2 protein-coding genes are annotated in these 15,390 nt (G+C 46.7%); both read right to left on the bottom strand.

Going from position 1 to position 15,390, the window contains the following annotated elements; translation table 11 throughout:
* The gene (locus BFW96_RS10350) at positions 1-7,668 is read right to left on the bottom strand and encodes a non-ribosomal peptide synthetase (RefSeq protein ID WP_069839367.1); all 7,668 of its coding nucleotides are present in this window, start codon (positions 7,666-7,668) and stop codon (positions 1-3) included.
* An 18-nt stretch (positions 7,669-7,686) separates the two neighbouring features.
* Positions 7,687-15,366 carry a non-ribosomal peptide synthetase gene (locus BFW96_RS10345; protein WP_069839366.1) on the bottom strand — a complete coding sequence of 2,560 codons (7,680 nt, stop codon included), beginning with the start codon at positions 15,364-15,366 and terminating at the stop codon, positions 7,687-7,689.
* Between the last annotated feature and the right edge of the window lie 24 nt (positions 15,367-15,390).

Below are 15,390 nucleotides of genomic sequence, written 5' to 3'. Positions count from 1 at the left end.
CTACAATTCTTCCACCAAGCTGGATATGCTGTCCAAATCCTCTGCCGTTAATGATTGACTGCTAAAATCACTCAGTGTCTTTTCTGCTTTTTGTTTACCGGCGCAGTGTTTCATAATGTCCAGCAAAAAGTGTTCGATCCTGTTGATAAGCTGGTCCATTGTGTTTCTATGGAAACGGGCCGGCGGATAGCTAAGATTGAAATGAAGCTTTTTGTCTGCTGCCATTGCACTTAATTCTATGATTTGCTCACGCTTCCATGTATGAGTGATATCCTTTCCGCTTCCAAGACTTGATGGGCGGAAGTTGCCCTGTCTTTCGATGTCGTTGAACTGGCCCAAATAGTTAAAACTGATTTCAGGTGTTTTTGAAAACGCAATGCTTTTGTTTTCAGGGTGTGTGAGGTATTTCAGCATACCGTAACCTATCCCTTTGTTTGGTATCCGGCCCAGTGTATCTTTAACGGTTTTTACTGCGGTTCCCAGCTCATCCCTTTGATTTTCAAAGCTTATGAGGGCGGGGTACATGGATGTAAACCAGCCGACCGTCCGGCTGATATCTAACTCCGGCATAATGTGCTCTCTTCCGTGTCCTTCCATAGCGATTCGGAGCTTGCTTCCTCCTGTCCATTCACAAATCGCCAGCGATGCCGCCGTTAACAGAATATCTTGTGTATCTGTACCATAGGCGTGATTGACGTTTTGCAACAAAACGTCAGTGTTTGCTTCAGAGAGTGAAAAGCTTACCGAGTCCCTCTTGCTGCAGCCAGTGTTCTCATGAAGCGGCATTTCATATGGCAGTTCTGCAGTTTGCTGTTCTTCTGCACTTCGCCAATACGCCTCTTCACGAATCAGCTTGCTGCTTTGGGCATATTCCTGAATCCGTCTGGCGTATTCCTGGTAGGAATCAGTTTTAGGCGGAAGCTGAATCGCCTGGCCTGAAGACGCTTGTTGGTACCCTGCTGACAAATCCTCCAGCAAAATCCGCCATGCCACACCGTCAACGACAAGATGATGGATCGCAAGGAACAAGTAATCTCCGGTCAGTGTTTTAAACCACGCGGCATGTAACAATGGCCCTTCCTGCAAATTGATGCTTTGCTGAAGATCTGCAACTTCTCGTTTGATTTGTGTTTCCCAACCGTTTTCAGATTGTGAAAGATCAGATATTTTTAACCTGTATAGCTGTGATTCATGAATGCCTTGGTTGATTTGAGTCCACCGCCCGCCATCGTTACGATAAACCATCCGAAGCGCATCATGATGCTCCGCCAGCTTTTTTAAGGATGCTCTAAGAGCGTCTTCAGACAAACGGTCAGTATGGAAAAGCATGACAGACTGATTGAAATGGTGTCGTTCTTCTATGTCTTGTGAGAGAAACCATTTCTGAATAGGCGTCCATGGAACATCTCCCTGAACAGGTCCTTGTTCTATGACTCTCTCTGTTTTACGAATAAATGGTGATAAGTCTTTTATCTTTGGATGACGGAATAAATCACTTACCTGCAAGCTTAACCCGTGGCGCCCGAGACGTGCAGAAACTTGAAGCGCTTTGATTGAATCGCCGCCCAATTCAAAGAATGAATCCTCTATTCCGATCCTCTGGATGCCTAAAACCTCCTGCCAGATCAATGCCAGCTGCTCTTCAAGTTCGTTGCGTGGCGGGATGTATGTTTGTTTAGATGCGAAATCTGGTTCAGGCAGTGCTTTCCGGTTCAATTTGCCGTTCGATGTGAGCGGAAGATTCTCCATTTCAATGATATACGCCGGAATCATATAATTAGGCAGTGAACGGGCGAGAAGAGAACGCACTTGTTCAGCATTCGTGCCCGCTTTTACGCTGATATAGCCAAACAGCTCTTTGCTCCCTGACTGTCCTGTACGTGCCAACACCGCCGCTTCTTTGACTCCGTCTATGTGGCGAAGTGCTGATTCGATCTCGCCCAGCTCTACCCGATAGCCTCTGACTTTTACTTGATCATCAATACGGCCAACGTACTCAATTGTGCCATCGGGAAGCCAGCGCGCCAGATCACCTGTGCGGTACAGTCGATCGCCGGGTACAAATGGGTTTTGGACAAATTTCTCTTTCGTTAAATCAGGACGGCGTAAATACCCTCTGGCAACGCCATCTCCGCCGACACAAAGTTCGCCAACAGCTCCGGCCGGCTGCAGCATTCCCCATTGATTTAAGATATAAGCGGAAGAATTGCCTACCGGCCGCCCGATCGGAATGGAGAGTTCATATGTTTTTTGAATGTGGAAGCATGTCGAAAAAGTTGTATTTTCGGTTGGCCCATATCCGTTCCATATCGATACTTCCGGGCAGGCATTTCTGATTCGATTGACGTGGCTTGCCGACAAAGCTTCTCCGCCTATGATCAGATGGTTAAGCTGCGAAAATGTTGTCTCGAGTTGCTCTGTCAAATGATTGAATAGAGACGAGGTCAGCCACATCGTTGTGATTCCTTGATGTTCTATGTATCTCTTAAGCTGTTGGGAATCGAGAAAGGTTTGTTGATCGGACAGGTGCAAAGCGGCACCATTTAACAGCGGTCCAAAAAATTCAAATGATCCAACGTCAAAACCGATTGATGATGTCATCAGAAGGCGGTCAGCTGGTGTAAATGTAATATAATTGCTGTTTTTCACAAGACGAATGACACTTCGCTGCTCAATCATGACACCCTTTGGTTTACCGGTTGATCCAGAGGTATAAATGATATATGCAAGTGAATGGGGCCCTGCTGAAGATTCAACGTTCTTCGCCTCTCCTTGCTTTTGAATATCTTCGATTATGATTTGTTCACATTCGATGCCTACTAGCTGTTTTTCTGTTTTTTCAAATTGAAGGAGTAATGTTGCCCTGCTGTCAGACAGCATATAAGCTATGCGTTCAACAGGCAGATTAGAATCGATAGGCAGATAGGCTCCCCCGGCTTTCAGAATGCCCAGCATACCTGCTATGAGTTCTGGCGTTCGTCCTGCTAACAAGGCTACGACTCGATCGGGACCGACTCCCTTTCTCTGTAGAACTGAAGCAATTTGATTTGCCCAGCTGTTCAGATCCGCGTAAGTTAACTCTTGTGTATCGCTGACAATTGCTATGGCATTAGGCGTTTGTTCCGCCTGCATTTCAAAGAGTCTGCTGATGGTTTCATTTCTTGGATAATCCATTTTTGTACGATTGAGTTCATGGATAAGGTAATGGGCCTCATCTTCATTCAGGATATTTATTGTTCCGAGAACGGCTTTGTTGTCCTGGATGATGGAGAGTAACATATTGATGAAGTATTGAAGCCACTTTTCTATCGTTTTTTTCTTATATAAGTCAGTACTAAACTCCATTTGGAACGTCAGCAAACCGTGGGGCTGTTCCTGAGCATATAGGGTTAAATCAAATTTGGACGTTTGATGCCCATTGTTTGCTGCAGGTTTGAGACACAGTTCATCCAGGTCCAACGATTCCTGATCCATGTTTTGAAGAACAAACATGACGTCAAACAGCGGATTCCGGCTCATATCCCTTGTCAATTCAAGCTTATCGACAAGCTCTTCGAACGGATAATCCTGATGCTCGTAGGCTTCCAATGCTGTCTCGCGCACTTCCTGCAAATACTGTACAAACGGCTTCTCGCCCTCCGGGCGTGTCCGCAGCGCCAGCGTGTTCACAAACATGCCGAGTATCGGCTCGAGATCCTTGTGCGGACGGCCGGCAATTGGCGAGCCGACGATGATATCTTCCTGTCCGCTTAAGCGTGACAATAACGCTGTGTAGGCCGCAAGGAGCACCATGTACAGTGTGCTTCCGTTCTCCCGTGCCAGCTTGTGAAGCCCTGATGCCGCTTCTTGATCAAGCGTAAAGGAGACCTTGTCACCCGCAAAGCTTCGCACCGGCGGGCGGGGTTGATCAGCCGGGAGATCCAGCACCGGCAGCTCGCCCTCGAGCTGCTTCAGCCAGTACGCCTCCTGCGTTTTGTACGTGTCTCCTGTTTTGAATCCTTCTTGCCATACGGCGTAGTCTTTATATTGAATATGAAGCGCCGGAAGGTTCCGGTTGTTGTACAGCTTTCCGAATTCCTGAATCAGAATGTTGACGGAAACACCGTCTGAAATGATGTGATGCATATCAACCAGCAACAGGTGCCGCTCATCTGATACCTTTACGATTTGGGCACGGAACAGCGGCGCTTGGCTGAGATCAAACGGCTTGATAAACGCGGCTGCGGCCTCCTGTTCAGTTTGGTCGCCGAGAACTGTCGTCTGTAATGTGAACGGCACCTCGTCATGGATGCGCTGCACCGGCTCACCGCCTCCATCCTGTTCAAAGGAGGTCCGCAGCGATTCGTGGCGCTTGATCAGCTCTTTGAAAGCCCTGTCCAGCCTTTCGGGATTGAGCTTTCCTTCCAGCTCCAATACCGCCGGCATATTGTAGCCTGTCCCCCCGTCCTCCAGCTGCTGAAGGACATAGATCCGCTTTTGGGCAGATGAAACCGGATAGGTCTCACGCTGTTCCGTCGGCTTTATTGCTTTATATGGACTGTCCGTTCCTTCACGGATAACAGAAGCCAGTCCTTCTATCGTCGGATGAGCAAACACATCTTTCAGCGGCACCTGTACATCAAATTCTTTTGAGATTCGGGAGACAAGCGCCGTTGCTTTTAAGGAATGTCCTCCGCGGTCAAAGAAGTTGTCGTGAATCCCGACAGGGCCGTTTTTCAGGACGTCTTCCCACAGCTGGGCAAGCTTCATCTCGGTCACATTTCTTGGCGCTGTGTAGGTCTCTGCATCTGCCGCTCCGCCAGGAGCTGGCAGGGCGTTCCGGTCCAGCTTTCCGCTTGGTGTAACCGGCCACTGTTCCATCTCGATCATATGGGCTGGGATCATGTAGCCCGGCAGCCGTCTCTCAAGCTGCGCCCGCACTTCGTTTCTCAGGAGTCCTTCTATATAAGCGCATAATTCCGGCTCGCCGCTGTCTGTCCGTACGGTAACGGCCGCTTCCCTTATGCCTTCTATGCTTCTAAGCGCCGCTTCAATTTCTCCGGGCTCAATCCGGTAGCCACGGATTTTCACCTGATCATCCGTGCGGCCGAGGAATTCCATATTCCCGTCAGGGAGCCAGCGGGCTATATCCCCTGTTTTGTACATGCGTTCCCCCGGGTAAAATGGGTCCTCAAGAAAACGCTCCTCTGTTAAGGCCGGCCGATTCAAATAGCCTCTGGCCACCCCCGCTCCGGCAATGTACAGTTCACCGGAGACACCTAAGGGCTGTACGGCTAAATGGGGATCTAAAACATACAAACGCGCACCGGGTACAGGCTTCCCGATCGGAATCCGCAAGCGGTCCCTGTCCCGCTCTGGGTCCAACATGTAGAATGCCGCGTCAACCGTTGCTTCTGTCGGCCCATAGCCATGGATCAGCGATACCTCCGGCAATAAAGAAGCAAATCGCGCTGCCATACGGGGTGCAAGCGGTTCACCTCCGGCGAATACACGCTTCAGGCTTGTCCCGTCACCCAGTGTTGCGATTTCCGCTTGATCGAGAAAGCTGTTCAGCATAGCCGGAATAAAATGAACCGTTGTCACGTTTTCCTGATGAATGGCTTTTACAATCAATGCCGGATCTTTCTCCCAGCCCGGAGGAAGCAGATACGCCGAAGCACCGGAAAGTGTCCACCAAAACAGCTGCCACACAGACGCATCAAAGGAAAAAGAGGTTTTCACCATAACAATGTCATCTTCCTGAAGTGGAAACTGGTGCTGCATGCCGGTCAGAAAGGAAACAGCCTGGCGGTGCTCGACGGCTACCCCTTTTGGCTGCCCGGTGGAGCCAGACGTATAGATGACATAGGCGAGAGATTCGTCGCTAACAGAAGCAGACATATGACGTTCTGTTTCTTCACGCGCAAGAGATGACATGTCAACCTCAAGCGTCTCTCCAGAAAAGCTCGGCGCAAAACATCCTGGCTGTGTCAGCAAGAGCGCTGCCCCGCTGTCTTTCAGCATGTAGCTCAGCCGCTCCTCTGGATACTCAGGATCAAGCGGCAAATACGCCCCGCCAGCTTTTAATACAGCAAGTACAGCGATCAGCATGTCAGGTGACCGCTCAGACAGGACACCTACGATGCTTTCCTTCGAGACGCCGCGTGCCGCAAGGCGGGCGGCCAGCCGGCTGGCATACATGTCAAGCTCAGCGTACGTCAGCGAACCGCCTGAAAATCGAATGGCTGTCCGTTCCGGTGTGAAAGCCGCCTGTCGTTCAAACAGAGCATGCAGAGTTGGGGCTTCAGGCGAAACAGATACTGACCTGTTGTTTTGAGAAACGATTTTCCGTGTTTTGTTCTCATCAAGCAATGTCATCTTTGACACAGGAAGAGATGGATCAGAGATGACGTCAGAGACCATGTGCAGCAAATAATCTTCTATTTCGGACATCATGCTTGGTTGATAAGCGCCGGTCTGAAAATGAATCCGAACGTACAAGGTACGGCCTGGGATCACTTTGACACTGCATTTATAATTGGTCACCTCTTCCATTTCAAAATCTTTGACGGAGAAATCAAATGACCCCGCTTGATTCAGTTTTTCGATCTCTTGCTGGGTAGGTGTATTTTCAAAGACGATAATATGATCGATCAACTCTTGCTTTAGAGCACTCTGCGCCTGAATATCATACAAGGGGAAGTAACTATAGGCTTCTGCCTCATTCATGTCCTTTTGCATTCTCCTGACTAGGTCAGAAAAAGACAGAGAATCACTTTGGGCTCGAATAGGAATGGTATTGATAAAAAGCCCGACCATGTTTTCCACATCTTTTAGATCAGAAGGTCTGCCTGATATAACTGAACCGAACACAGCATCGCTGCTGCGATTGACCTTTTGAAGCATAATCCCCCATAAAGCTTGGAAAACAGTGTTTAGTGTCGCACCAGAAGCTGCTGCGATTTTCTGTAATTCGGCGGTTTCTTTTTCGGGAATGGTAAACGTGATTTGCTGTAATGTCCCATTCGGAATTTGATCTGTTCTTTTCGGCAGGGGTGTAGATTTTTCGAAATGCTGAAGCCGCTTTTTCCAGTACTCAGCTGCTTCTTCACGATCTTGCTGCATCAGCCATTTAATATACGTCCCGTACGGCTGTACGGGAGGCAAATCAGGAAGCTGGCCTTTACCCAGCGCTTGATAAATGTGAAGAAAATCTTTAATGACAATGCCTAAACACCAGCCATCCATTAAAATATGATGGTGGCTCCAAATACAGACATAACGATCAGGCGCCCATTTTAAAATAGATATTCTCATTAGTACATCCGTTTGCAGATCGAATCCCCTGGATTTATCCTGCTCTTTGAATGCCTCTGTACAATGTTCTTTATCTTTTTCATTGAGATGAGAAATATCTTCAAAATGAACATGGCAAGGACGTTGCTTGAGCACGACCTGACGAGGCTTGGCTACATTTTTATAGATGAATGCTGTTCGAAAGATATCGTACCTGTCAAAAACAGCATCCATACTTTTCTGGAAACGCTCCAAGTCAAGCTGTCCATTGATCGTAAAAGAGGCCTGTTCAAAATAAGCTCTCGACTGTTCATCATACAATGAGTGAAAAAGCATCCCTTCCTGCATAAAAGACAAAGGGTATATATCCTGTATTTCGGGTTGCTGCGGCATCAGATGAATCTCCTCTCCCTATAGTTTGTTGACGGCTCCCATAATCTCGTTCAATTCATCAAGCGTTAAATCTTCATCAGTGAAATCCGATGCGCTCCATTCTCGGCTTTCTTTGCCCGTACAATGCTCAATGATGTTTTCCAGTGTCTGTTTAAAATGCCCGGCAAATGTTTGGATTGTATTTTCCTCAAATTGTAGCCTGTTATAGATGATGTGCAGATTCAGGCATCCCGAAGAAATGGCACCGCTGATATCCAGTACGTAAGGCCGCTCCCAGTTCGGGCTGATCTCATTTCCTGGCTTGATGTCAGACACTTCAAAGGCTTTTGACTGAATATCCTGATCAAATTGACCTAAATAATTAAAGCTGATTTCCGGGCTGTTTTTCTCAGAGTCCCATTTTTTGCTGATATATTTCAGCACACCGTAGCCCACACCTTTATGCGGTATACGATGCAGCATGTCTTTTGTCTGTTTAATGAGGTGGCCCAGCCGCTCATCGTTATTCTTATGTTCAGAATCGCTCATATCAAGCCACACAGGATAAATGGAGGTGAACCAGCCAACTGTTCTGCTAATATCAATGTCGTCAAGATAGGATTCTCTTCCGTGGCCCTCCATGCTGATTTTAAATTGGTTATTGCCCGTCCATTGCTGCAAAGCAAGTCCTAAAGCTGTCAGAAGGATATCATTCATCTCCGTGCTGTAAGCTTTATGCACAGCCGTTAACAGTAATTCTGTGTGATGGCGGGACAGCTCAAAATCAATCATTTCTGTATCTTTGAATGTGTTAGGTGCTGCGTCATTGTCTTTTGGAACAGGCTGAATGTGACGGTTCTCGCACTCGTCCCAATACGCTGCTTCGCGCTGCACTTGACGGCTTTTTGAGTAGTCAGCTATTTTTTGTGAATACGTTAAATATGAGTCTGTTTTTTGCGGCAGTTGAATAGATTCTCCTGAGACTGCCTGTTTGTAAGCTGTTGAAAAATCCTCAAACAAAATGCGCCAAGAAACCGCATCAACGACTAAGTGATGAATCGTCAGAAACAAATGGTCACCATTCTCGGTTCTGAACAATCCAGCGTGAAGCAAGGGGCCGGTTTCCAAACGCATATGCTCCTGCATCTGGCTGGCTGCTTCCTTAATCCTGCTATGTGTGTCTGTTGCGTTATCCTTTACATCAAACAGTTCAAAAGCATATAGCTCCTCATCTGGCAGATCTATGCCTCTGTTTAGCTGAACCGGACTGCCATTTTCATACCGGCATATGATTCTCAGTGCGTCATGATGGGTTACCAGGCTTTTTAGCACCTTTTTGAGCGCAATCTCGTCAAATCGTTCAGACCGGTAGAGCATAACGGACTGGTTAAAATGATGGCTTTCCAGAGATTGCGAGAAAAACCATTGCTGGATAGGTGTCCAAGTGATCTCACCTTCGACCGGACCTTGGTCAATGACGCGTACGGCTTTTTGGACACGAGCGGACAGTTCACCAAGAGTCTGATGTTCAAACATCTCACGTACTGTCGTTTCATATCCGCGCTGCTTCAGTCTGGCACAAACCTGCAGCGCTTTAATAGAATCTCCGCCCAGTTCAAAGAAATTGGCGTTTACGCCCAGCTCATCTACATCAAGAAGCTCCTCCCAAATTTCAGCCATCACCTTTTCAATCTCATTTCTTGGGCTGATATCATCAGCAGTATAAGCGTGTTTTTCAGGTTCCGGCAGGGCTTTCTGATCAAGCTTTCCATTTACAGTAAGCGGGATGCTGTCAATCTGTATCAAGCGGGCGGGCAGCATAAAGTCAGGCAGCATGGTTTTTAGAGAAGCCCGGATATCTGATATATTCGCAATTTGTTGATCTTTTATCACCATGTAAGCATATATAGCTGTTTGCCCTTGCTCGTCTGCTCTGGTAACGACAGCCGTCTCCTTAATCATTGGAAGCTGGAGAAGAGCCGCTTGGATTTCACCCAACTCAATGCGATGCCCTCTGACTTTAACCTGATCATCAATGCGTCCTAAGTATTCCAGCTCGCCATTTGACAGGCGTTTAGCAAGATCTCCCGTGCGGTATAATCTGTCTCCCGGAAGGTATGGATTGGGTACAAAACGGTCAGCGGTCAACTCATCTCTGTTTAGATATCCCCGTGCCACACCTTCACCGCCTATATACAGCTCCCCTGGAACTCCGATAGGCAGCAGATTCATATGAGCGTCCATCACATAAGCCTGCAGAGTTGAAAGAGGCCGGCCGATATTGCTTTTATTTTTTGCAATATCTGCTGCGGACAATTTTTTGAACGTTACATGTACCGTCGTTTCTGTAATACCGTACATATTGATGAGATCGGTATGAGGATATTTTTCATTCCAGCTTTGAAGCATGCCTGGCTGTAAAGCTTCACCGCCAAAAATGACGTAGCGGATGGTTAATCGGTCCGAATGGTTTTGATCTTCATGCATCAGGCCGTAAAAAGCTGTTGGGGTCTGATTGAGTACAGTGACGCGTTCTTTTTTTAACAATAATCGGAATGCCTGGGGATCACGGGCTGTTTCCTTAGAGACCACGACTAGTGTGCTTCCGTTCAATAACGCACCAAACATTTCCCATACAGAGAAATCAAAACAATATGAATGAGAGAACGTCCAGATGTCTTCATGGCCAAATTCAAAAGGTTGGTTTTGATGCTTTAAGAGACTGATCACATTGCGGTGCTCGACAATGACGCCCTTTGGCTGGCCAGTCGTTCCGGATGTGTATATCACATATGCAGGCTGATCTGTTAATATTTGAATGTTTAAATCAGCCGGAATTGAGTCGTTTTCGCCTTCATCGATATACAAAATATGTCCGTTGTAGCCTGCGGGCTTGTTTTGACTGCGCTCTGTCAGCAATATCTCTGTCCCGCTATCATTGAGCATAAAGCTAATACGTTCCTGAGGATATTCAGGATCAATCGGCAAGTAGGCCCCTCCAGCTTTTAAAATCGATAAAACACCAATGACCATATCAGGTGACCGATCGAGCATCAGACCGACGATATCCCCAGCGCTGACTCCTCGTTTGATCAGCAGAGCAGCTGTCCGCTCGGCTTTTTCATTCAGCTCTCGATAAGTAAGCTGAGAGTCACCGAACACCACTCCGAGATGCTCCGGATGTTCAGCGGCTTTTTTTTCAAATAAGCTTACAATGTTTTCATTTCTTGGATAAGCTGCATACTGTCCCATTTTTTCAAGGAGCAAGTCACGCTCTTCAGAAGGAAGCAATTGCATATCCGAAATCCTCATCTCGGTATCCGCCGTTACACTTTTTAACAGCTCAATAAAATAGGATGCCCACCGTGCAATGGTTTCTTCTTCAAAAAGAGCAGTGCTGTATTCAAAACGGCAGCGGATTCCGCCAGAATGCTCCTCAGCGTGCAAGGTCAAATCAAATTTAGATATATCGTGTTTAGGAGTGACAGACGAAATCGATAGACCCGGCACTTCGAACTGAAAATCATCACTGCTTTGAAGCACGAGCATCGCATCGAACAGCGGGTTGCGATTTACTTCTCTATGTGTATCGAGCTTATCTGCCAGCTTCTCAAAAGGATAATCCTGATGCTCATAAGCTGTCAGAGCAAGGTGGCGAATGTCCTGCAAATACGAGCTGAACGTTTTGCGGCCCTCGGGCTGGCAGCGAATTGCTAGTGTATTGACGAACATCCCGATGACGCGCTCCAGATCGGCGTGCGGTCTTCCGGAAGCAGGCGAGCCGACAACAATATCCTCTTGTCTGCTTAGCTTAGATAACAAAATAGAATAGGAAGCAAGAAGAATCATATACAATGTTGTTCCCGTTTTTGCCATTACACGGTGCAGCTCATCAGCCGTGTCTTTATCAATGTTGACTTCGATTGTTCCGCCGCTGAAATCGGGGAGACGCGGTCTTGTTTGATCAAGCGGTAAATCTAATACAGGAAGTCTCCCCCCTAGCTGATTGAGCCAATAGGCCTCCTGTTTTTTGTGTAATTCTTCAGGATACTTCTCTTGTTGCCAAACAGCAAAATCTTTATATTGCAGGCTTAATGCTGGAAGCTCTTTTCCGCAATATAAGTCAGTAAATTCTTGGACTAAAGTGCTCATCGAGACACCGTCAGCGATAATATGATGCATATCAAGCAGCAAAAATCCGCGGTTATTGCCCATCGAAACGAGACATGCTCTAAAAAGCGGGCCGGACGATAAATCAAACGGTTTGATAAAGGACTCAATTGCAGACTCAAGCATTTGGTCTGATTCCATTTCAAGCTCTTTCAGATCAAAGTCCATCTCAGGATAAATGAGCTGTACGGCCTCTCCTCCATCAATCACAAAAACAGTCCGCAATGCTTCATGCCGAATCACAAGTTCTGTGAGAACGCTTCTCAGCCGCTGACGATCGAGGTATCCGCTTAATTCAAGTACAGCGGGCATGTTATAGCCTGTGCTGTCATCTGCCAGTTGATGAAGAGCATATATTCGCTTTTGTGAAAAAGACAGCGGATAGACATCTCTTTGATCCGCAGGTTCAATCCGTGTAAAAGCATGTTCTTTTAAGCTCATCAATTTGACAGCCATGCTTTCAATTGTCGGATTTGAAAAAACTTCACTGATTGGCAGCTCAATATTAAGCTTTTTATGTATTCTTGATACAAGTAAGGTCGCTTTTAAGGACTGTCCGCCTAACTGAAAGAAATCATCACGAATGCCGATTGGCTGTTTATTCAGCACATCTTCCCAAATACGTGCGAGATCAGCTTCGATTAAGGTTTGGGGCGCCATATATGTGAGGCTCGTATTTGTTTCAGGTTCAGGAAGTGCTGAGCGGTCAAGCTTTCCGCTGGATGTTAATGGCATTCGGCTGATGTTGATCATACTTGCTGGAATCATATAGGACGGCAATGTCCCAACAAGATGCCGATACAAATCTGGGAGACTGTTTCCCTTTTCCGGAACGATATAAGCAACAAGCTCTTTTTCCCCAGCAGAAACATCACGGGCCAGTACGGCTGCTTCCTTTACACCTGGTATCTGTCGAAGAACCGTTTCAACCTCTCCCAGTTCAATGCGGTAACCCCTAATTTTCACTTGATCATCAAAACGTCCAATATATTCAATCGTTCCATCCGGCAAAAAACGGCCTGCATCACCTGTTCGGTATACGCGCTCCCCTTCAAGGAATGGATGATCGTAGAATACTTTCTCTGTCAGCTCCGGCTGTTTGTAGTATCCTCTCGCAAGGCCCGCGCCGGAAATACACAGTTCGCCCGCCGCGCCGATCGGCTGCATCTGATTTCCGTACAAAACAAATACCTTCGTGTTTGCTATCGGGTGTCCGATCGTGATCCTCTCTTTTTCGTTCAGTTGACGCAATATTGTTGTTGCCACACTATTTTCGGTCGGCCCGTATTCATTTGCCAATTCTGCAGAAGGACAAATCTTTTCGCTCATTTTAAGCAGGTCAGGTGTGACCGCTTCACCAGCAAATGTCACAATACGAAGACTTTTTGCATCCTCAGCAGTCATCATTTCCAATAACACCCGGTACAGGGAAGGAACAATGATCATGTGATTGACCTTATAACGGGCTATTTTTCGCTTAAGGGCTAGCACATCCTTCGCTTCGTCATCCGTTGTCAGCAATACGCAAGCACCGGATAAAAGCGGGGTAAATAAGCTCGTTACACAGCCGTCAAACACGTATGAAAACAAATGGAGGGATATATCCTGTTCGGTCATGCCATACTCTTCCCGTCTCCATTGCAATGTATTGGCAATGCCTTGATGTTCAACAAGAACACCTTTAGGCTGCCCTGTCGTTCCCGACGTATAAATTAAGTAGGCAAGATCACCAGGCGGCACATCTGGAGCTACTGATTGCTGGCTTTCTGTTTGTTCTATCGGTACAATGTTTCCTTCATAGTGCGGCGGGATAAATGTCATAAGGTCTTCTTCTATCAGCATTTGAGCCGCTTGACTGTCCTTCAGCAAGAAAGAAAGACGTTCTGTCGGAACATTTGGATCAAGCGGCATATAAGCGCCCCCCGCTTTCCAAATCCCAAGTAAAGCTGCTGGCATTTCCATTGACCGCCTCATCATCACAGCGACGATATCTCCAGATCCAACCCCTTTTTCTATGAGAGCATGCGCAATCTGATTGGCCCTTCCGTTTAATTGGCGATAGGTCCAGCATTCGTCTCCCATTTTCAATGCAGCCGCTTCTGGTGTTTTGTAAGCTTGTTCCTCGAACAATTGGGATATCGTTTTGTTCACATAAGGACGCTCTGTTTCATTAAACAATTGGATAACCTGTTGTTCCTCCGGCGGCACGATATTGATGTCACTGACGGCAACATCGGGATGTGTCACAATGCATTCAAGCGCTTGCTTTAGATGGCCTTGTATCCGCAGCATCTCCTCACGTTCATAAACGGCTGCGTTGTAGCTGAATTTGATATAAAATGATTCTCCCGGAACGATCACGATATTAAAGTCGTAATTGGTTTGCTCAGACATTGAAATGTCACCCAGCTTCAGCGCATTTTCCTCATTCTCGCTCTCGATGCGTAATGCCTGATCAAGCTGTACAGGATAATTTTCAAAAACAAAAATATGATCGATCAAACCTTGCTTCAATGGACTATGGTTTTGAATGTCATAAAGCGGATAATACCCGTGCTGTTCAGATGATAAAAAATCCTCCTGCACAGTTTTGGCCAGCGAAGAAAACGTCATGCCCTCAGCAGATCGAATTCGCACTGGGACCGTATTAATAAACAAGCCGACCATTGATTCAATCCCGTCAATCGCTGACGGACGTCCAGAAATAACGGAGCCAAAAACGACATCATCAGCGGCATTATATCGATGGAGAAGCACGCCCCAAATACTCATAAACAACGTGTTTAGTGTGACTCCCCATTTTTGGGCGGCCGCAGTCAGTTTCTCAACCATTTCCGGTGCTAAAGAAAAGCGAACTTGAGCGGCTTCGTAATCCCTATCCGCTGGGCGGCTCTTTATCCGGGGAATAGAAGCAGTATTCCCGTACTCCTTCAAATATCCGCTCCAATAAGTAGCAGTCTCTTCCTGATCTTGTTCTCCGAGCCATTCAATATAACGGCTGTACGGCACCGTCCTGCCAAGTTGTACAGGTGAGTTATTTTTGAGTGAATCATACATGCTAAAAAACTCTTTCAGAATAATGCCGAGACACCAGCCATCCATGATGATATGGTGATGTGTCCAGACACATGTATATTGGCTGTCGCCTCTATCAAAAAGGGAAAGGCGCATTAATGGATCTTTTTGTAAATCAAATCCTTTTTCCCGATCCTTGGTCATAAAAGCATCAATCAGCGTCTGCTGGTCTTGATCAGCCAGGCGAGAAATATCTTCTCTATATACTGTCAATTCACGGTTTGACAAGACTACCTGCTGCGGCCCTGTAAGATCTGGTACTTCTTTAATGAAAATTGTTCTGAAAATATCATACCTGGAGACAAGAAGGTTTAAGCTCTTTTGAAACGAGTCGATACATAGATTGCCTGTGATCGTAAACGAGGTCTGTTCGACATAGGCTTTTGAGCTGAAATCCATCAGTGAATGAAACAGCATTCCTTCTTGCATGTGCGATAACGGATAAATATCTTGAATTTGCGCCGATTGTGCCATCAATTCCACACACCTTTTCAAAAG

It is taken from the genome of Bacillus sp. F56, assembly GCF_001748205.1.
GTDB lineage: Bacteria > Bacillota > Bacilli > Bacillales > Bacillaceae > Bacillus > Bacillus stercoris.
Note: the sequence above shows the minus strand (reverse complement) of the source record. Positions and strands in the feature narration are given on the sequence as shown.

Coding starts and splice junctions, on each gene's coding strand:
- BFW96_RS10350 (WP_069839367.1), bottom strand. CDS start 7,668: ATGCCGCAGCAACCCGAAATACAGGATATATACCCTTTGTCTTTTATG.
- BFW96_RS10345 (WP_069839366.1), bottom strand. CDS start 15,366: ATGGCACAATCGGCGCAAATTCAAGATATTTATCCGTTATCGCACATG.